This window comes from Consotaella aegiceratis (assembly GCF_036541425.1).
Classification (GTDB): Bacteria; Pseudomonadota; Alphaproteobacteria; order Rhizobiales; family Rhizobiaceae; genus Consotaella; species Consotaella aegiceratis.
This window is the reverse complement of sequence record NZ_JAZHFT010000001.1, coordinates 44506-63337: the sequence shown is the minus strand read 5'-3', so window position 1 is coordinate 63337 and position 18832 is coordinate 44506. Positions and strand designations below refer to the sequence as shown.

The 18832-nt window shown below is 65.3% G+C and carries 18 protein-coding genes; 14 read left to right on the top strand and 4 right to left on the bottom strand.

Going from position 1 to position 18832, the window contains the following annotated elements; genetic code table 11:
• Nucleotide 1: 1 nt before the first annotated feature.
• Complete coding sequence (locus SMD10_RS00285; protein WP_331683626.1) at nt 2-1153, bottom strand: ROK family transcriptional regulator; 1152 nt, start codon at nt 1151-1153, stop codon at nt 2-4.
• 212 nt (nt 1154-1365) lie between these two features.
• Between SMD10_RS00285 and SMD10_RS00280 the strand changes: the two genes are divergently transcribed.
• The 7 genes from SMD10_RS00280 to SMD10_RS00250 all read left to right on the top strand — a co-directional run bounded on the left by SMD10_RS00280 (nt 1366) and on the right by SMD10_RS00250 (nt 8501).
• Nucleotides 1366-2436, top strand: coding sequence for an ABC transporter ATP-binding protein (locus tag SMD10_RS00280; protein WP_331683625.1), 1071 nt, complete (start codon nt 1366-1368; stop codon nt 2434-2436).
• A gap of 677 nt (nt 2437-3113) precedes the next feature.
• Nucleotides 3114-4136: a 3-dehydro-L-gulonate 2-dehydrogenase gene (gene yiaK / locus SMD10_RS00275; RefSeq protein WP_331683624.1), complete on the top strand. Its 1023-nt coding sequence runs from the start codon at nt 3114-3116 to the stop codon at nt 4134-4136.
• 1 nt (nt 4137) lies between these two features.
• The gene (locus SMD10_RS00270) at nt 4138-4617 is read left to right on the top strand and encodes a NanQ anomerase/TabA/YiaL family protein (protein WP_331683623.1); all 480 of its coding nucleotides are present in this window, start codon (nt 4138-4140) and stop codon (nt 4615-4617) included.
• A gap of 60 nt (nt 4618-4677) precedes the next feature.
• Entirely contained in the window at nt 4678-5157 is a 480-nt protein-coding gene (locus tag SMD10_RS00265) for a TRAP transporter small permease subunit (protein WP_331683622.1), read from the top strand.
• The gene (locus SMD10_RS00260; RefSeq protein ID WP_331683621.1) at nt 5154-6518 is read left to right on the top strand and encodes a TRAP transporter large permease subunit; all 1365 of its coding nucleotides are present in this window, start codon (nt 5154-5156) and stop codon (nt 6516-6518) included. Before SMD10_RS00265 ends, SMD10_RS00260 begins: the two co-directional genes overlap by 4 nt.
• A complete protein-coding gene (locus SMD10_RS00255; RefSeq protein WP_331683620.1) occupies nt 6515-7507 on the top strand; it encodes a TRAP transporter substrate-binding protein in 993 nt (330 codons plus the stop codon). Before SMD10_RS00260 ends, SMD10_RS00255 begins: the two co-directional genes overlap by 4 nt.
• 217 nt (nt 7508-7724) lie before the next feature.
• Entirely contained in the window at nt 7725-8501 is a 777-nt protein-coding gene (locus SMD10_RS00250; protein ID WP_331683619.1) for a FadR/GntR family transcriptional regulator, read from the top strand.
• A gap of 137 nt (nt 8502-8638) precedes the next feature.
• Here SMD10_RS00250 and uxuA read toward each other — a convergent pair whose 3' ends face one another.
• Nucleotides 8639-9871: a mannonate dehydratase gene (uxuA, locus tag SMD10_RS00245; protein ID WP_331683618.1), complete on the bottom strand. Its 1233-nt coding sequence runs from the start codon at nt 9869-9871 to the stop codon at nt 8639-8641.
• A 127-nt stretch (nt 9872-9998) separates the two neighbouring features.
• Here uxuA and SMD10_RS00240 point away from each other — a divergent pair, with 127 nt between their 5' ends.
• The 7 genes from SMD10_RS00240 to SMD10_RS00210 all read left to right on the top strand — a co-directional run bounded on the left by SMD10_RS00240 (nt 9999) and on the right by SMD10_RS00210 (nt 16736).
• Entirely contained in the window at nt 9999-10709 is a 711-nt protein-coding gene (locus SMD10_RS00240) for a GntR family transcriptional regulator (RefSeq protein ID WP_331683617.1), read from the top strand.
• A gap of 33 nt (nt 10710-10742) precedes the next feature.
• Entirely contained in the window at nt 10743-11717 is a 975-nt protein-coding gene (locus tag SMD10_RS00235; RefSeq protein ID WP_331683616.1) for a TRAP transporter substrate-binding protein, read from the top strand.
• Between the two features lie 98 nt (nt 11718-11815).
• Entirely contained in the window at nt 11816-12325 is a 510-nt protein-coding gene (locus SMD10_RS00230; protein WP_331683615.1) for a TRAP transporter small permease, read from the top strand.
• Entirely contained in the window at nt 12322-13599 is a 1278-nt protein-coding gene (locus SMD10_RS00225; protein ID WP_331683614.1) for a TRAP transporter large permease, read from the top strand. Before SMD10_RS00230 ends, SMD10_RS00225 begins: the two co-directional genes overlap by 4 nt.
• A 10-nt stretch (nt 13600-13609) precedes the next feature.
• Nucleotides 13610-14647 carry an L-idonate 5-dehydrogenase gene (locus SMD10_RS00220; protein ID WP_331683613.1) on the top strand — a complete coding sequence of 346 codons (1038 nt, stop codon included), beginning with the start codon at nt 13610-13612 and terminating at the stop codon, nt 14645-14647.
• 108 nt (nt 14648-14755) lie between these two features.
• Nucleotides 14756-16228: a mannitol dehydrogenase family protein gene (locus SMD10_RS00215; protein ID WP_331683612.1), complete on the top strand. Its 1473-nt coding sequence runs from the start codon at nt 14756-14758 to the stop codon at nt 16226-16228.
• A 70-nt stretch (nt 16229-16298) separates the two neighbouring features.
• Nucleotides 16299-16736, top strand: coding sequence for a lysozyme inhibitor LprI family protein (locus tag SMD10_RS00210; protein WP_331683611.1), 438 nt, complete (start codon nt 16299-16301; stop codon nt 16734-16736).
• Nucleotides 16737-16833: 97 nt separating this feature from the next.
• On the opposite strand, the gene SMD10_RS00205 is transcribed toward SMD10_RS00210, so the two are convergent.
• Nucleotides 16834-17790: a tetratricopeptide repeat protein gene (locus SMD10_RS00205; RefSeq protein WP_331683610.1), complete on the bottom strand. Its 957-nt coding sequence runs from the start codon at nt 17788-17790 to the stop codon at nt 16834-16836.
• A gap of 142 nt (nt 17791-17932) precedes the next feature.
• On the bottom strand, nt 17933-18823 hold the full coding sequence (locus SMD10_RS00200; RefSeq protein ID WP_331683609.1) for a phosphotransferase family protein: 891 nt from the start codon (nt 18821-18823) through the stop codon (nt 17933-17935).
• Between the last annotated feature and the right edge of the window lie 9 nt (nt 18824-18832).

Genomic DNA, 18832 nt, shown 5'->3' with positions numbered 1-18832 from the left:
TTCAGCCTGGGCCAACCCCGCTCGGCCGCCTCGGATCGGGCAGAAGCCGATGCAGGAAGGGCAGGATCGCCGCGCCCAGGAGCACCGCGTCGATCCCGACGGAACTGGCGGCGATCTCCGGCAGCCAGCGCGGCTGCACCGGCCCGGTCATCCGTTCCGCACGGCCTTCGTTCAGGTGCTCGACCAGCCGGCGGTTCAAATCGTCGGACAGCACGCCGCCGATGAAAACGGTACCAGGGGCGATCAGACCGGCCAGTGCGACGATGGCATCGAGAAGGTGCTCGGAGGTCGCGGCGAGCCACGCCTCGATCGCATCCTCGCGACAGCCCGGAAGGGCAGTCCCGGACGAAGGTTTCTCTCCGGCACGCGCCAGCTCCGGAGACAGGTCGGCGATCGCCGCCACCTCGTCGAGAGGCCGGCCGTCCTCGCCGGTGTGCATGTCGCCGATCCGTCCGGCACTGCGCGTGACGCCTTCGTAGACGGTGTCGTTGATCAGAAATCCGGCGCGAATCCGGTCGCGCAACAGAATGTGGACGAAGCTGCCGTCATGACCGCCGGCCCCGAACCGGCGCTCGGCGAGCACCGCGGCGGTGGTATCGCGTTCCGCCTGGACGGCAAACGGCGCCAGCGACTGCGTCAGAACCGCGAGCTGATCGGCGCCGAGCGTGTCCGGCGCGGCGAGCCCGATACCGAGAAGCCGCGGCGATGCCGTCGCGGACAATCGCGCGGCGACGGAAAAGGCCGTGTCCCGAACTGCCTTGGCAAATGCATCGGGAGCGCTCGAAGCAGCCTCGCAGCGGTCTCGATGCACGACTTCGCCGGCGAGATTCACCAGCGCGACCTCGATCGTGTCGCCGGCGATGTCGATGCCCATCCCGTAGGCGCCATCGGGCGCGATCTCGTACTGCACCGACCGCTTGCCCGATCCGCCGACGTCCCGGATCAGGCCTTCGCTGGTCAGCCGGTGCAGAATGTTGCCGACGCCGGCGGGCGTCAGCCCTGTCAGGGCAGCCAGGTCGATCCGGCCCAGGCGTCCCTTCCGCCGGATCAGTTCGAGCGTGATCCGCAGATTGTGGTCGGCCGCATGAACGAGATTGTGGCCAGTCGCCTCGCCAAGCCGCACCTTCGTCCGTCCGCCAAGTCTGTCGTTCATGATCGCAAGGCCTGCAGGTCTCCGGAAAGGCGGCTCGGGTGGGTGGATCGAAGTCACGGCGTTGCTGCAACGCCAGAGTGAATTAGCCGCTCGGTCGCGGCGGTGACAAGATCCGCTGCGGCCGAGCCTGCCTCATCCGGACCGCTCGGCCGGAGTGGCAAGGGAAGAAACCAGAAGGATCCGCTGCGGAAACGGCGGACGAGGAGGAGTTCATGGCGACGGTTGTTCTGGATGGTGTGCGAAAGTCCTTCGGAGCGGTGGAGGTCATCCATGGCATAGACCTTGCCGTGGAGGATGGTGAGTTCGTCGCTCTTGTCGGCCCGTCGGGTTGCGGCAAGTCGACGCTGTTGCGCATGATGGCGGGCCTCGAAGAGATCACCGACGGCGAGATCTCGATCGGCGGCGAGGTCGTCAACGATCTGAGCGCGCGCGAGCGCAACGTCGCCATGGTGTTCCAGAACTATGCGCTCTATCCGCATATGTCGGTGGCCCAGAACATGGCCTTCAACCTGAAGCTCGCCGGCAAGCCCAAGGCCGAAATCCAGGAGCGCGTGGGCGAGGCAGCGCGCATGCTCGATCTCGAAAGCCTGCTCGAACGCCGTCCCTCGCAGCTGTCCGGCGGCCAGCGCCAGCGCGTCGCGATGGGCCGGGCGGTGGTGCGCAATCCGCAGATTTTCCTGTTCGACGAACCGCTGTCCAACCTCGACGCCAAGCTGCGCGTCCAGATGCGCGCCGAGATCAAGACCCTTCATCGGCGGGTCGAAACCACGTCGATCTACGTGACGCACGACCAGGTGGAGGCGATGACGCTCGCCGACCGCATTGTTGTCCTGAACGGGGGACGGATCGAGCAGGTCGGACGGCCGCTCGAACTCTATCGCCGGCCGGAGAACCTGTTCGTCGCCGGCTTCATCGGTTCGCCCGCCATGAACCTTCTGAACGCCACGGCCCGCAACGAAGCCGGCGGACCGGTGGCCGAGCTCGAAGCGGGAGCGCGGATCGAACTGCCGTTGGAATGCGCCGTCCAGGATGGTCAGAAGCTCGTGGTCGGCATTCGTCCGGAAGAGATGGTCGTGGGGGGAGCCGGTTCGGTCGTCGGCGGGCCCGTGGATCTGGTGGAGCCGACCGGTGCCCAGACCCACGTCATGTTCCGCATGGAAGATCAGCCGGTCGTCGCCGTCGTCGACAGCATGCTCGAGGTGAATGTCGGCGATCGGCTGGAGACCTCGGTCACGCGCGACCGCGTTCATGTCTTCGACCGGGAAACCGGTCGGCGATTGTGACGGCGCCCGGCTCTCTCCAATGAGAGGGTAGCGCTTCGGTCGGCGCGGGTTGCGGCCGTCGGCGCCGGCGAGCGAACGTCGACTGGCCCCGCTGCCGATCGCATGGCGCGGCAGCGTGTTTCTGCGGAAACCGGCTGAAAGCGGTTTCCTTGCGGCCACGGATCGGCCGGAGCGCGATCTGCTGCCGTGCGCCGAGTCCTATGGGCCTGCGCCCAAACTGCGTCTCCAACCACCGCATTCACAAAACGGCCCGGCGGTCGACGCGGGCAGGGGTGTCCGTGCTCGTCGCGAACTGATCGACGCGATACCAACAGCGACACTGAGGCGGTGCGTCCGGGCCGTCGTTGGGGTGCCTCTTCGAAACTCCCTGTCCAAACGTCGCGGCAGCATCTGCAAGTCGGCAGCCGCGTCGAATTGCCTCGCCCGATTTCCATCGAGGCCCTTTACAGCCCACCGCTTTGTCCATTGCTAATTGTCAGACGATAATAAATATATCGACTGACAATAGAGCGATGTGGGGAGGGTTCATGAAGGGCAATACAGTCCGTCGTGCCCGTGTGGGCAAGGCGCCGAAGCAGGATTGTCGCTTCGCCTCTCTTCCCGTCGAACGAGACATCGAGGCCCGTTCGGCATCGAGCCGACCTGCCTCCCCTGATCAATGCCAAGGAGTATGAAGAGTGGCCCGAGTTCCGTTCGAGCAGATGCAGGAGGTGATCGGCCGCGCGTTTATTGCGGCCGGCATGAATCCGGAGGATGCGCAGACCTGCGCGCGCATCCACACCCGGTCGAGCTGTGACGGGGTCTATTCGCACGGTCTCAACCGTGTCGCCCGTTTCGTCGACTACGTGGGAAAGGGCTGGGTTGACCTCAAAGGCAGGCCGGAACGCGTCAAGGCGCTCTCTGCGATCGAGATCTTCGATGGCCATCGCGGTCCGGGCATTCTCAACGCGTTGTTCGCCTCCGACCGCGCCATGGAGATCTCGCGGCAGCACGGCGTCGGCATCGTCGCCCTGCGCAACACGACCCACTGGATGCGCGGTGGGGCCTATGGCTGGCATGCCGCCGATAAAGGCCATGTCGCGATCAGCTGGACCAACACCGAATCCTGCATGCCGGCCTGGGGCGCGAAGGTGCCGCGCCTCGGCAACAACCCTTTCGTCATGGCGGTGCCGCGAAGCAAGGGGCACATCGTCCTCGACATGGCGATGTCGCAATATGCCTATGGCAAGCTTCAGGTCACCCGTCTGAAGGGCGAGAAGCTGCCGTTTCCGGGCGGCTTCGACAAGGACGGCAATCTCACCAGCGAACCGGGGCCGATCGAGCAGTCGATGCGTATACTGCCGATGGGCTACTGGAAGGGCTCCGGCTTCGCCATTCTGCTCGACACGCTGGCGGCAGTTCTGTCGGAGGGGCTCGCCACCCATGAGATCGACACGGTCGACAAGGGCAGCTGCACCGGCTGTTCCCAAATCTTCATCGCCATCGATCCGGCCCAGCTCGGCGGCGAGGCCTTCACCGATCGGGTGGCCGACGGTGTCGTTGACTACGTCAACTCCTCGACGCCCGCCGAAGGCGGCCGGGAGGTGCTCTATCCCGGCGAGATCGAGGTTCGGGTGCGCAAGGATCATCTCGAAAACGGCATCGTGGTCGATGACGGCGTCTGGACCGAGGTCGTGGCACTGGCCGGGGGCGAGCGCTGAGATGATCACCGGGCACCGCGAGAGCCTGCAACGGGCGCAAGGCGAGATGCCGGCGCCGCTGCTCGACGTCCTCGAAGTCTTGTCGGCCCTGGATTTCGCAGCGCTTTCGGATGGCCCCCTGGCCTTGGACGTCGATGGCGTGACGGCAACGCTGTTCACGGCGCAAACGGGTGACGCGCTGGACCATGCGCCGGAGGCGCATGTCGCCAACATCGACGTCCACTTTGTGGTTTCGGGCCATGAGGGGATCGTCCAGATCCCTCTGACGACCGAGACGCAGGCGATGCAAAGGTCGAGCGAAGCCGACAACGTCTTCTTCGACCTCGACCCGGAGGGACGATCATGCATCGAACTGGCCGCGGGCGAATTCGCCGTGTTCTTTCCCTGGGACATCCACATTCCGCTCTGCCGGACGGGGAACCGCGCCGCCTCGGTGCGCAAGGTCGTCGCCAAGGTGCCGGTCAGCCGGCTTTCCCCCTGACACCGAGATAACGCCGGGCGGCGCGGAGCCGCCCGCAGGCACAGCACACGGGAGGTTACGGTGCTTTTCCGCACGATCTCGCTGCACATCCTCAAGGCGCTGATGGTGGCGTCTCTGACCCTGATGTGCGGCCTCGTCTTTCTGAACGTCGTCCTGCGTTACGGCTTCAATTCCAACATCCTCCTGACGGAAGAGGTCGCCCGCTACCTCTTCGTCTGGCTCACCTTTCTCGGATCGATCACCGCCTTCGCGCGGCGCCGGCACGTCCAGGTCACGATGGTGGTCGAGGCGCTGCCGCCGCGCTGGACGCGCCTGGTTACCATGCTGGGCGAACTGGCCATGCTGGCCTGCTGCGCCATGGTGCTCAAAGGGTGCTGGGAGTTCGCCGAGCTCAACCGCTACAACTGTCTGCCGGTGAGCGGCATCCCCGTCGGCGCACTCTATCTCGCCGGCATTCCGTTCGCGCTCGGTGTCGGCGTGATGCTGCTGGCGCGGCTGTGGAACGGCGTTCGGCATCTGGCTGCCGGAGACCCGTCATGACCGTCGCGGTGTTCCTCGTCAGCCTGATCGGCTGCATTCTCATGGGCGTTCCGGTCGCCTTTTCGCTACTCCTGTGCGGCATGGCCCTGATGCTCGATCTGGATCTGTTCGACAGCCAGATCATGGCGCAGAACCTCATCAACGGCGCCGACAGCTTTTCCCTTCTGGCGATCCCGTTCTTCATTCTGGCCGGCGAACTGATGAACGCCGGCGGCATCTCGCGCCGCATCGTCGATCTGCCGATGAAGCTCGTCGGCCACAAAAGGGGCGGGCTTGGCTTCGTGGCCATCATCGCGGCTGTCCTGATGGCCTCTCTGTCGGGGTCGGCGGCGGCAGACACCGCGGCGCTGGCCATGGTGCTCCTGCCGATGATGAAGAACGCCCGTTACGAGGAGGGGCGGTCGGTCGGATTGATCGCGGCGGGCGGCATCATCGCCCCGATCATCCCGCCTTCGATCCCTTTCATCATCTTCGGCGTTGCCAGCGGCGTCTCCATCTCCCAGCTGTTCCTGGCCGGCATCGCGCCAGGGGTGATGATGGGCGTGGCGCTGGCCGCCGTCTGGTGGTGGCAATCGCGCACCGCCGACATCTCGCTGCTCGAAAAGGCGTCCCGCCACGAAGTCGGCCGCTCGGTGCGGGAAGGCATCTGGGCGCTGCTCCTGCCGGTGATCATCGTCGGCGGCTTTCGCAGCGGCATCTTCACGTCGACCGAGGCCGGCGTGGTTGCCGCCGTCTATGCCCTCTTCATCGCGCTCTTCGTCTACCGCGAACTTCGCTTGAAGGACCTCTACAACGTCATGTTCGCGGCGGCGGAGACCACGGCGGTCGTGATGCTGCTGGTGGCCGCTTCCGCCGTCTCGGCCTGGCTGATCACCATCGCGGAACTGCCGCAGATGGTCGCCGACATGATGCAGCCGCTGGTCGATTCGCCGACGCTGCTGATGGCGATGATGATGATCTTCATCATGGTCGTCGGCATGGTGATGGACCTCACCCCGACCGTCCTGATCCTCGTACCGGTGCTGATGCCGCTGATCCAGGAGGCTCACATCAACCCGGTCTATTTCGGCGTGATGTTCATCATCAACTCGTCGATCGGGCTGATCACGCCTCCGGTCGGCAACGTCCTCAACGTCATCGCCAGCGTCTCGCAACTGCCGTTCGAGCGCTGCATGCGCGGGGTGATTCCCTATCTGCTGGTGATGCTGCTCCTGCTCACCCTCTTCATCGTCTTCCCATCCCTGATCCTGGCGCCTCTGCGCTGGATGCTGCGAGGGCTTCGGGACATCCAGGCGGCGGCCCTTCGGCTGCGGGCCGCCACCCTCGACCATGATCGGCAGCCCAAGGGAGAAGCAATATGACTTTCGCAAAGATCCTCGCCGGATCGCTGATGGGGTTGGGCTTGGCGGTCGCCACGATCGGGGGAGCAGAAGCCGCGTCCTTGCGGTTCGCGTCCGAATCGCCGCGCACCGACACCCAGTTTCTCGCCGCGCAGCGGATGAACGAACTGCTGAAGGAAAAGACGGACGGCGCACTGGAGCTGAAGATCTTCCCCGACAGCACGCTCGGCAACGCCCAGGCTGCCATTTCGGGGACCCGGGGCAGCACCATCGATCTTCTGGTTTCGGGTTCGTCCAATTTCATCGGACTCGTGCCGCAGATCGGAATGCTCGACATTCCGTTTCTGTTTGCCGACACCGACCACGCCTATCGCGCGCTGGACGGCGATGTCGGCCAGTTGCTGCTCGATCAACTGGAAACGGTAGGCCTGAAGGGACTTGCGTTCTGGGACAACGGCTGGCGGCAGATCACCAATTCGAAGCATCCCGTCCGTACGCCCGACGACGTCAAGGGCCTGAAGATCCGCACCACCGGCGCGCCCGTCCACATCCAGGCGTTCGAGCTGCTCGGTGCCAATCCTGTGCCCATGCCGCTCGGCGAGCTCTACACCGCGCTCGAAATGGGCACGGTCGACGCGCAGGAGCACCCGCTCGGCGTCTTCGTGTCGGCGAAGCTCTATGAGGTGCAGCACTATCTCAGCCTGTCCCATCACGCCTACAGCGCGCTGATCGTCGCCATGAACAAGGAGAAGTTTGACGCTCTATCGCCCGACGAGCAGGACGCCCTGATTGCCGCGGCGCGCGAAGCCGGCCGCTATCAACGCCAGCTCAACAACGAGGCGATCGCCAAGCAGGTCGAAGACATGAAGGCGGAGGGGCTCGATGTGGTCGAGAGCATCGATCAGGAGCCGTTCGCCGAGGCCACCAAGGGGGTGCGCGACACCTTCGTCGCCGAATACGGCGGCGCCAAAGAGCTGGAAGCGATCGACGCGCTGCGTCAGGGCGAATAGCCGCTACCGTCGACGGCGGTTGCGCCTTGCCCCGCCGTCGGCCCCCCCCTTGCCGTTTATGCGCCGGCAAGGAATGCCGAAAAGTCTCCAACTTTTCGGCATGATGCTTTAAAGGGACCTCTCCGGCGCGAGATATCGGATGCCGGAAGGCTCCAACGGCCTCAAGCCCACCAGAGCCACCTTGGCGCAGAGGATTTCCCGGCGGCGCGGAGACACCATGTCAGCAGCACTTCCCTGCAGCGATGACGCCGGCTTGACCAAGCTGGAGCGGACCATCGCGCGCTTCGGATTCGATATCGTGTCCGGTCGCTACGGACGACAGGGCGCCTTGCCATCCGAGGCGGAACTCTGCGGCCTCTATGAGGTATCGCGCGCCACGCTGCGCGAGGTGATCAAGGTTCTCGGCACCAAGCGGCTGATCGACATCCAGAAGCATCGCGGGCTGTTCATCGAGCCACGCCGCCGCTGGAACTACCTGGACACCGACGTGCTCCATTGGGCGCTGTCGGCGGAGGATCCCTACGATCTGATTCAGACCCTGCTGGAGACCCGCGCGGTCATCGAGCCGGCGATTGCCGAGTGGGCGGCCATGCGCGCCGATGCCAGCGATCTCGCCAAGATGGAAGCGGCCGTCGACGAGATGGATCGCTGCTATCAGGACAAGCAGGCGTTCAACGCCGCCGATATTCGCTTCCACCAGGCGCTGATCGCCTCGGCGCAGAACTTCGTCGTCGAGCAACTGGGCGAGGCGATCGAGGCGCTTCAGACGGCAGTCTTCGACGTGACCTATTTTCCCGATGCCGAGACCAAGGAGATCACGATCTCCCAGCATCGCCAGCTCTACGATTCCATCCGATTGAGAAAGCCGGCCACGGCCAAGCGCATCAGCGTGCAGATGATCGCCGGCGTCCGCTCGCGCATCGACGGGCGCTACGGGCGCAGCGACGCGCCCGGGCCGGCCAAGCCGCTGGCAACACTCGACAGCGCCGATTAGGTCGCGTCCGGTCTTGGCCGAGGCGTAACGGTCCGCCCTCGGCTGCGCCGATCAGGCAGCACGGACGGTGCCCTTTCGAAATGCCGTCCCGGGCCGGAAGCCGATCCGGTCATCGGCCGGGCCGGCCTCCCCATCGATCAATGCGATGCGCTGGCGCCGGACAGTCCGAATGTTTGGTGATCGAGCGCGGTCATGACGCCGCGCAGTTCCGCCAGGCCCTTGAGGCGGCCGATTGCCGGATAGCCGGGCTGGGCCTTGCGACCCAGATCGTCGAGGATGTCCTGGCCATGGTCGGGGCGGAAGGGAATCGAACAGTCTGTCCTGCCGGCGGCCTTGCGTCGCGCCTCCTCCCGCAACACCGCTGCGATGAACGCCACCATGTCGGTGCAGCCCGCCAGATGCTCGTCTTCGTAGAAGGAGGCGGGGATCGCTTCGGCTTCGCGCCGGACATTGCGCATGTGGAGGAAATGAACCCGGTCGCCGAGGCGCTCCATCATGCCGGGAATGTCGTTGTCGCCGCGGGCGCCGAGCGAACCCGAGCATAGCGTGATGCCGTTGGCCGCAAGATCGACGGCATCCATGATGGTCTTGTAGTGCGCTTCGGTCGACATGATGCGTGGCAGGCCGAGCAGCGGAAACGGCGGATCGTCGGGATGGCAGCAGAGCCGCACGCCGAGCTCTTCGGCGACGGGTGCGACCTCTTCCAGAAAGTCGATGAAATGGCCGCGCAACCGCTCCTCGCCGATGTCGGAATATTCGGCCAGATGGGAGCGCACGTCCTCGAGCGTAAAATGCTCGGCTGCGCCGGGCAGGCCGAAGACGACATTTTCAGCGAGCGCCGTCCGGGCCGCCTCGTCCATCGACTTGTAACGTCGTTCCGCCTCGTCGCGGACGTCGGCATCGAAGCTTTCGGCCGCGCCCTTTCGCGCCAGGATGTGGATGTCGAAGGCGGCGAAGTCGAAAAGCTCGAAGCGCATGCAGGTGCCGCCATGCGGCCGTCGAAACGCCAGGTTCGTCCGCGTCCAGTCGAGAACCGGCATGAAGTTGTAGCAGACGACGTCGATGCCGGCTTCGGCCAGGTTCTTCAGACTGACCTTGTAGTTGGCGATATGCTCCTTCCAGTCACCCGCCTGCTTCTTGATGTCCTCGCTGACAGGCAGGCTCTCCACCACTTCCCAGCTCAAGCCTGAAGGTTCGCCACCGTTACCCATGGCGACGAGCGTCTGGCGACGCTCAATCTCCTCCGTCGTCCATACGGCGCCCGTCGGGACGTGATGCAGCGCCGAGACGACGCCCTCGACCCCTGCTTGCCTCATATCGTCGATCGATACGCGGTCCATCGGACCGAACCAGCGCCATGTCTGCCGCATGCTTTTCTCCCCAGCTCACCGAATGGCCGTCATGCGGCCTGTCCGGCAAAATTATCAGACAATATAGAATCCAATATCAGACAACTTAATTGTTGACTAGTATGTTTGTATGTAAGAAGAATGCGACATGATAGCCGTTTCCGACACATTTGCGGACGTCGCCGCACTGACGGGGATCGATGTGGCCAGCCCCGTCGGGCCGCAGGTCGTGCGCGATTTGCGCGAGCGCATCATCCGCGCCGAGCTCGCTCCGGGCACGCGCCTGACCGAGCAGGAACTGGCTGCCCATTACCGGCTGTCCCGGCAGCCGATCCGCGAAGCCTTCATCAAGCTCGCCGAGGAGGGACTGTTGGAGATCCGCCCGCAGCGCGGCAGCTTCGTGCGCAAGATTTCGGTGGCCGAGGTGATGGATTCGCGCTTCGTGCGCGAAGCCATCGAAGCCGACATCGTCCGCCTGCTGGCCGAGCACATCGGCCGGGACGAGATCGGCGAGCTGCGGCGCCAGATCGCCCGGCAGCGCGCGGCGGTCGACGAGGAACCAGCCGTCTTTCTGCGGCTGGACGAGTCGTTCCACCGCACGCTCGCCGAGGCCGCCGGCAAGGTCCGGGTCTGGAGCCTGCTCGAGGACATCAAGGCGCAGATGGACCGCGTTCGCTATCTCAGCATGGCCGAGTTTCCGAGCGTCCTGCTCGTCGAGCAGCACGAGGCGATCGTCGCGGCGATCGCCAGCGGCGACGCCGACGCCGCCGAGGCGGCCATGCGCAACCATCTGCGAAAGGTGCTCGACGACCTGCCGGCCATCGCCGCCGCGCATCCCGGCTATTTCGAGCGCGCCTAGTCAATCCGTCAAGCAAACACCAGGGAGGTATCAATGCTGACGAAACTGCTGCAGACGACACTCATCGCGGGCGCCGCGATGGCCCTCTTGGTCGGCACGTCGCTGGCCCAGGACATGACCCTGAAGCTCGGTCATCTGGCCAATGAGCAGAACTCTTGGCATAAGGCATCGTTGAAATTCGGTGAGGAACTGGAGAAGCTCACCGACGGCCGCATCAAGGTCGAGGTCTATCCCAACGACTCGCTGGGCGTCGAGATGGACCTCATCAACGGCATGCAGCTCGGCACCGCCGACATGACGATCACCGGTGAGAGCCTGCAGAACTGGGCCCCGAAGGCAGCGCTGCTGGCCATCCCCTATGCCTATGGCTCGCTCGAGGAAATGGACGAAGTCGCCAGCGGCCCGATCGGCGACGAGATCGAACAGCAGATCATCGAAACCGCGCAAATTCGCCCGATCGCCTATTTCGCGCGCGGTCCGCGCAATCTGACGTCCAACCGGCCGATCAAGACGCCCGACGACCTCAAAGGTCTGAAGCTGCGCGTTCCCAACGTGCCGCTGTTCGTGGATGTCTGGAGCGCGCTCGGCGCGAACCCGACGCCAATGGCCTTCTCCGAGGTGTTCACCTCGCTTCAGAACGGCACGATCGACGCCCAGGAAAACCCGCTTGCGCTGATCGACTCGGCAAACTTCGCCGAGGTGCAGGACTACGTCAATCTCACCGAACATGTGCGCAGCTGGATCTATCTGACGATCTCCGAACTGACCTGGAACCAGATGTCGGAAGAGGATCAGCAGGCCGTGATGGAAGCCGCCAAGACCGCGCAGGCCTATGAGCGTGAGCTGTTTCTGGCCGACGAACAGGCTCTCGAGCAGACGTTGAAGGACAAGGGTATGGAATTCGTCGACGTCGACGAGGACGCCTTCGCGGCGAAGGCCCGCGACGCGGTCCTGGCGAATGTCAGCCCCGAGATTCGCGATACCGTGGAGAAGCTTTTCGAGAACTAGTCGCTTTTCGTCGGCCGGTCGGCCCGCGCGGGTCCGATCGGCCGCCCACATCGGACGCCCGATCGGGGCTGGCTGAATTTCCATGGGGGGGGGGGACAATGGATTGGCATCGCCTTCACAACGGCATCGTCAGGCTGTGTCGGATCGGAACCGGGCTGGGCTTCGCAGTGCTGATTGTCGCCGTTCTGGTTCAGGTTGTCGGGCGATCGATCGTTCACAGCTCTCCGCCCTGGACGGAGGAACTGACCCGGTATTCGATGCTCTGGATGATTGCCTTCGGCGCTGGCCTGTCGCTGCGCAGCGGCGACCTCGTCAATGTCGACATCGTCTGTGAAGCGCTGCCCGGACGCATGCCCTGGCTGCTCCGCCTGGCGTCGGCTCTGGTGACGGCCGGGCTCTGCGGCGCCTTGCTCTATCCGGCTTGGTTCTTCACCTCGATCGGCGTGCGTCAGACCTCGCCCGTGCTCGGCTGGCGGATGGATTTCATCCACGCCAGCATCCTGGCGCTGCTGGCGCTGCTGTTGGTGTTCGCCCTCATGCGGGCGCTCTCCATGCTTTCGGGGCGCGGCGACGGGCTCGCCGGCCACATGGAGGCCGATCCGTCATGAATCTCGCGATTCTTCTGGGGGTCTTTCTCTGCGGCCTCGTCATCGGCTTGCCGGTGGCCATAACGCTCGGCCTTGCCTCGTTTGCCTATCTTCTCGCCGCCGGCCTGCCGCTCGCCGTCATTCCGCAGAAGATGTATGCCGGCATGGACGTGTTCGTGCTGTTGTCCATCCCCGGCTTCATCCTGGCCGGGAACCTGATGAACCACGGCGGCATCACCGAGCGGATCGTGCGCTTCGCCAACGCCCTCGTCGGCTGGCTGCGCGGCGGCCTCGGCCTGTCCAACGTCGCCGCCTCCATGCTCTTCGGCGGTATCTCCGGCACCGCGGTCGCCGACGCGGCCTCGATCGGCGGCGTGATGATCCCCGGCATGAAGAAAGCCGGCTATCCGAGCGATTTCTCCGCCGCCGTGACCGCCGCCTCGTCCACGGTCGGGCCGATCATTCCGCCTTCGGTGCCGATGATCATCGTCGGCTCGCTTTCGGGGATTTCGGTCGGACGGATGTTCATGGCAGGCGCCGTGCCCGGTCTCCTGCTCGGCCTCGCGATGATGGTCACCACTTACGTCATCGCCGTGCGCAAGAAATATCCGCGCCAGCCTTGGCAGGGCATCGGCGAGCTGGGGCGCTCTTTCCTGGGGGCGTTCTGGGCCCTCTTCATGACCGGCCTGATCGTCGGCGGCCTGCTGTCGGGCGCCATGACGCCGACCGAGACGGCTGTTGTCGCCAGCCTCTACGCCTTCATCGTCGGCGCCTTCGTCTATCGTGAACTGCCGCTTCGGCTGGTGCCGACCATCATCATCAATTCGGCGGTCTCCGCCGCCGCCATTCTGGTCCTGGTGGGATTCGCCAACGTCTTCGGCTGGATCCTCGTCTCCGAACGCATCCCGCAGATGATCGCGCAGGGCGTCCTGTCGCTCACCGACAACAAGTTCGTCGTGATCTTGCTGATCAACCTTTTCCTCCTGTTCATCGGCATGTTCATGGAGACGATCGCCGCGTTGATCGTGCTCTTCGTGCCGCTTCTGACCCTCGCGCAGGGCGTGGGCGTGGATCCTCTCCACTTCGCTACTTTCGCGGTCCTGAACCTCATGATCGGCCTGACGACGCCGCCGGTCGGGGTCTGCCTGTTCGTCTGCGCCAATATCGCACGGCTGCCGCTTGGCCCCGTGGTGCGGGCGATCGTTCCGTTCTTGCTGACGAACATCATCATTCTGCTGCTCGTCTCCTATGTGCCGGCGCTCTCGACGTGGTTGCCGTCGGCGCTTTTCGACTAAGAGGTGAACCATGGAAACGCGCGTTTGCCGGCTCTACGGCGCGGGCGATCTCAGGCTTGAAACGCAGGCCATCGGCGAGCCCGACAGGGGCGAGGTTCTGGTCCGCATCGGTGCCGGCGGCATCTGCGGCTCGGATCTTCACTACTTTCAGGATGGCGGCTTCGGGCCGATACGGGTGCAGGAGCCGATCATTCTCGGCCACGAGGCGGCCGGAACCGTCGAGGCACTGGGCGAGGGCGTTTCAGGGTTGTCCGTCGGCACCAAGGTGGCGCTCAATCCGAGCCATCCCTGCGGCCACTGCAAGTACTGCGCCGAGGGGCTCTACAGCCATTGCCTCAACATGCGCTTCTTCGGCTCGGCATTGCGGATGCCGCATGAGCAGGGCCTGTTCCGCGACCGGGTGGTGGTGAAGGCCGAGGACTGCCTGGCGCTGACGCGCGCCAGCGTGGCCGAAGGCGCCTGCGCCGAACCGCTGGCGGTCTGCCTGCATGCGGGTAACCAGGCGGGGGATCTGTCTGGCCGCCGCGTGCTGGTGACGGGCGCCGGGCCGATCGGCGCGCTCTGCGCCGCCGTCGCCCGCCATCGCGGCGCCCGGGAGGTCGTCGTCACCGATCTTCAAGCCAAGCCGCTCGAAGTCGCCGCCCGAATGGGCGCGACGCGAACCATCAATGTCGCCACCGACGGCGCGGCCATGGACGCCTATGCCGCCGACAAGGGCAGCTTCGACGTCGCCTTCGAGTGTTCGGCGGCGGCTCCGGCGCTGGCCAGCGCGATCGCCACGGTGCGGCCCAAGGGCCGGATCATCCAGGTCGGCGTCACCGGCAATCTGGCGGTGCCCATCAACCAGCTCGTCGGCAAGGAGATCATGCTTCTCGGCACGCACCGCTTCCACGAGGAGTTTGCCGAAGCGGTGCGGCTGATCGACGGCGGCGGCATCGACGTCAAGCCGGTCATCACCCACACTAGCCGGCTGGACGGGATGCAGGATGCGTTCCGGCTCGCCGGCGACCGCAGCCAGGCCGTCAAGGTGCAGCTGTCCTTCGCCTGAGCCCGCCCAGGATCCGACAAGACGACAGTGTTTAAGGCGGGCCCTTTTCGGCCTGCCTTTGCTATGATCAACCCACCATCCCTGTCCAATCTTCGCGAAAGCGCAGTCATGACCGAACGAACTCTTCTCGACACCGCGGCGGCCGATGTGAGCCGCCCCGCCTACGATCGCAGCGCGGTGCGGCCTCGCATGTGCCATATCGGCTTCGGCGCATTTCACCGGGCCCATCAGGCCGTCTACACCGACGAAGTGCTGGCCGCCGGAGCCGGCGATTGGGGCTACCGCGAGATCGAGCTGCTCGGCTCGCCGGACATGCTGGCCGGTCTTGCCTCGCGCGGCTATCTCTACAGCGTCGTCGAAAATGCCGCCGACAGCCGGAAGGCGCGGCTGGTGGGTTCGGTCGTCGACCATCGCCATCGGGCGGAACACGGTGCGAAAGGCGTGGTTTCGGCGATCGCCGAGGACGGCATCGAGCTCGTCTCCATCACCGTTACCGAAAAGGGTTATACGCTGGCGCCGGAAGGCGGCCTCGCCTTCGACCATCCCGCCATCGTCGCCGATCTGGGGAATCCGGACGAGCCCTCGACCGTCGTCGGCACTCTCGTCGCCGCGCTCGATCAGCGCCGCAAGGCGGGCAAGAAGCCCTTCACCATCCTGTCCTGCGACAATCTCCCGTCGAACGGCGTCATGACGCGACGCGCCGTGCTGGACTATGCCAAGGCTCGCGACGTCGAGCTGGCGGCGTGGATCGAGGCCGAGGCCCGCTTCCCCTCGACCATGGTGGACCGTATCGTCCCCGCCATGACCGAAGAGAGCTACCGCGACCTGGCGGCGCGCCTCGGCACCGAGGATCCGGCCGGCATCATCTGCGAGCCCTTCCGCCAATGGGTGATCGAGGACGACTTCGTCAGCGGCCGGCCCGACTGGAACGTCGCCGGCGCAACCTTCACCCGCGACGTGGCGCCTTACGAGAACATGAAGCTGCGCATGCTCAACGGCTCGCACTCGTTCCTCGCCTATCTCGGCTATCTCGGCGGCTTCGAGACCATCGCCGAAACCATGGGCGACGCCGCCTACAAGAAGGCGGCCCACGATCTGATGGTGAAGGAGCAGGCACCGACCCTCGTCGCACCCGAAGGGGTCGATCTGCCCGCCTATGCCGATGCCTTGATCGAGCGCTACTGCAACCCGGCGATCCGCCATCGCACCTGGCAGATCGCCATGGACGGCAGTCAGAAGCTGCCGCAGCGAGCCCTGGAATCCATCGCCCACCATCTGAAGCACGGCACGCCGTTCCCGCGCCTGGCGCTGCTCGTCGCCGCCTGGATCCGCTATGTCGGCGGCACCGACGAGAAGGGCGAGGCCATCGACGTGCGCGATCCTCTCGCCGACAAGCTGAAGGCGCTCGCCGCCGAGGGAACGGTGGACGAGAAGGTCGAGCGCGTGGTGCGCCAGTCCGGTGTGTTCCCGTCGGATGTGGCCGGCAATCCGCTGTTCATCGACAGCGTCCGCGCAAGCCTTGACGACCTTCTTCGCGTTGGCGCGCGCCAGACGGTCAGGCGGCTGGCCGAAGGCGCCTGACGTCTACCCGCGACGAATGGGCCGCCGTCGGCGCGGCGGCCCGTCCGCGCTCATTGCGGAGCCATCGAAAATGCTGCGAAGCTTTGGTCATGGGGCGCTTGGGGTCGTCACGCTGGCCTGCGTCTTGACTGGTGGCGGATGGACGGCGCCGGCGACCGCGGCCGCCCAGGAATGCGGCGCGCAGGCGAACCAGTTGGAGCTCACGGCCTGCGCCAACGAGGCGTTTGCCGAAGCCGACGACCGGCTGAACCGGACGTATCGGTCGATCGTCGGACGTCTCGACGGCGACGCGCCGAGGTTGGAGAGCCTGCGGAAGGCACAGCGGGCGTGGATCGCATTTCGCGACGCCGAATGCGTCTTCGCCACGAGCGGGACCGTCGGCGGTTCCGCGCATCCCATGATCGACGCGGACTGTCGCCGCCGGCTCACGCTGCAGCGCGCCGAGGCACTGGAGACGTATCTCCACTGTCAGGAGGGCGATCTTTCCTGTTCGGTCCCGCTTCGGTAGCGGGATCGGATCGTCGCCATCGTCAGCCGGCGCGAAAAACGGCTGACGCCGGGCACGCAGCATTCACGGGCTGACACGCCGACTTCAACGGGACGGGCTACTGGCCACCGATGCGCCGTTCCAATTCCTCGTAGTCCTCCATGGCGGTCGCCAGAAGCTCCGTCTCGTCCGCCGTCCGCAGACGGTCGATCCGATCCCGCATGAAGCTGCGCGCTTCGTCGAACCTGCCCAGTTCGTACGAAAGGACGCCCCGCTGAAAGAGCATGTCCTGGACGGTCTCGAGATCGCCCTCTGCCTCTGCGATCGTCTGCACCCGGACGAGATACGGCTCGGCGGCCGGCTTGCGGCCGAGCGCATGGAGATTTTGCGCGATGTTGGTCAGGACGGTGATCAGCTGCGGATCGTTCGGCCCGAAAAGCCGCTCGCCGGTTTCCAGGACGCCTTGGTTGAGCGAAAGCGCTTCGTCGTACCGCCCCGCTTCATGCAACTCATAGGCCTGCTTCTGACGCATTCCGGCCCGCTGGTTGTCGTCAAACCCGTCCAGTTGGTCGGCTAGCGCGGCGGCCTTGCCGTATTGTTCGGCCGCGAGATCGTGGCTCGCACCGTGTCCTGGAAGCGTGGCGTAGTCGCTCGCCAACTCGGCATAGGCATAATGGTCGAACATCCGGCGCTTGACCGGGCGATCGTCTCCCGCCTCCAGCGTCATGATTTCGGCCAGGGGCTCCAGCCCGTCTTCGAAGGGAATTGTCGCCGAGCGGGACACGACGCTGCCGATCATCGACAGGATTTCGCGCCGTTCCGCCAAAAGTCCGGACCGGTCGCCGGCATAGGCGCGAAGCTCGGTCAGTTCCGAAACGGCCGCGATCGCGTCGAATCGGGCGTCTTCATCGTCGAGATAGCCGCGCATACGTGCAACGCGTTCGCGCAGCCCGGCATCGTCCGCCGGCGCGCCTTCGACTTCGATGGCGACAAAGGTCGGCTCGGCCATAACACCTTCCACGGGATAGATCGTGATCGACAACACGACACAAAGCGCGGCGACGCGACATGACATGGGCAGCCCCGAAACTCGGATTCCCTCGATAGCGGCCAGACGACCCTCGTGGCCGATGGCTCCCGGCGACGATGGCAGCGATTTGTGATCAGTGAATGGCGCTGCCTCGGCGGCGCGGGAGCGATGCACTTGAGCTGCAGAGCTATGGCGCGCCGGTGACGCTTGCCGCCCAGGCTTCGACGCCCGCCTGCATCGTCGGACCATGGTCCGGGTCGTCGGCCATCTCGGCGAGTTCCCAAAGGCGGTGCACCCCGGTGAGGACCCAAATTCTGCGACGGTCGAGCGAACTCCGCGTCAGCGCCTCATAGGCGGCCATCAGCCGCTCGCTCAGCTCGAAAGAGATGAAGCTCGCATAGATGAACTCCTGATGCACCGGACCAATACCGGCATCCGCGAAATCGTAGATCCCGTTGAGCCGACGTTTCTTGTGGTCGAACGCCATGTTCCAGCCATGCCCGTCGAAATAGCCGAGACATGAGCCGAGAGGATCGGGGCCGAGCGCGCGGTAGAGGTCGAGAGCGACGGTCGCCCTGGCCCGGATGCCGGGGGCGAGCAGGGGGAGGGCGCGACGGGCGATCCCGTCCGCGTCCATCCAGGGCGGGAGCGCCTGGACCCCTGCCGCCTTTGCATCGGCGGGAGCGATCCGATGCAAATCCCGATAGAACCGCGCGAGCGTCGCGGCGAGCGTGTCACGGTCCGCCGGCCCCAGCGCATCGTACCCGGCCGTCAGAAGATGATCGCCCGGAATAAGCGCGTGCTCCGAAAAGACCGCGTCCTCGCCGTGCAACCGCATCGCCGGCACTGGCAGGGACACGCGAGGGCGGATCAGCCGCAGCAACGCGGCTTCGCGCTGGAGCGCCGCCTGAGCCGCAGCGGTCTTCGGAAACTTGAAGATCGACCGACCGCCGGCCTCGATGGCCACACTGTCCCAGCCCTGCCGGTGAAAGCAAAAACCGGAAGGGTCGAGGTCCGGATAAAGCGCCAGGATGGCCACGATCATCTCCTCTTCCGTCTGCCATCCCACCTGGACCATCGGCGTCTC

Bases quoted from the DNA above. Each gene is read 5' to 3' on its own strand.
- SMD10_RS00230 (WP_331683615.1), top strand. From the start codon at position 11,816: ATGGATTGGCATCGCCTTCACAACGGCATCGTCAGGCTGTGTCGGATC.
- SMD10_RS00285 (WP_331683626.1), bottom strand. From the start codon at position 1,153: ATGAACGACAGACTTGGCGGACGGACGAAGGTGCGGCTTGGCGAGGCG.
- uxuA (WP_331683618.1), bottom strand. From the start codon at position 9,871: ATGCGGCAGACATGGCGCTGGTTCGGTCCGATGGACCGCGTATCGATC.
- SMD10_RS00270 (WP_331683623.1), top strand. From the start codon at position 4,138: ATGATCACCGGGCACCGCGAGAGCCTGCAACGGGCGCAAGGCGAGATG.
- SMD10_RS00235 (WP_331683616.1), top strand. From the start codon at position 10,743: ATGCTGACGAAACTGCTGCAGACGACACTCATCGCGGGCGCCGCGATG.
- SMD10_RS00210 (WP_331683611.1), top strand. From the start codon at position 16,299: ATGCTGCGAAGCTTTGGTCATGGGGCGCTTGGGGTCGTCACGCTGGCC.
- SMD10_RS00260 (WP_331683621.1), top strand. From the start codon at position 5,154: ATGACCGTCGCGGTGTTCCTCGTCAGCCTGATCGGCTGCATTCTCATG.
- SMD10_RS00255 (WP_331683620.1), top strand. From the start codon at position 6,515: ATGACTTTCGCAAAGATCCTCGCCGGATCGCTGATGGGGTTGGGCTTG.
- SMD10_RS00240 (WP_331683617.1), top strand. From the start codon at position 9,999: ATGATAGCCGTTTCCGACACATTTGCGGACGTCGCCGCACTGACGGGG.
- SMD10_RS00220 (WP_331683613.1), top strand. From the start codon at position 13,610: ATGGAAACGCGCGTTTGCCGGCTCTACGGCGCGGGCGATCTCAGGCTT.
- SMD10_RS00280 (WP_331683625.1), top strand. From the start codon at position 1,366: ATGGCGACGGTTGTTCTGGATGGTGTGCGAAAGTCCTTCGGAGCGGTG.
- SMD10_RS00225 (WP_331683614.1), top strand. From the start codon at position 12,322: ATGAATCTCGCGATTCTTCTGGGGGTCTTTCTCTGCGGCCTCGTCATC.
- SMD10_RS00215 (WP_331683612.1), top strand. From the start codon at position 14,756: ATGACCGAACGAACTCTTCTCGACACCGCGGCGGCCGATGTGAGCCGC.
- SMD10_RS00200 (WP_331683609.1), bottom strand. From the start codon at position 18,823: ATGGTCCAGGTGGGATGGCAGACGGAAGAGGAGATGATCGTGGCCATC.
- SMD10_RS00205 (WP_331683610.1), bottom strand. From the start codon at position 17,790: ATGTCATGTCGCGTCGCCGCGCTTTGTGTCGTGTTGTCGATCACGATC.
- SMD10_RS00250 (WP_331683619.1), top strand. From the start codon at position 7,725: ATGTCAGCAGCACTTCCCTGCAGCGATGACGCCGGCTTGACCAAGCTG.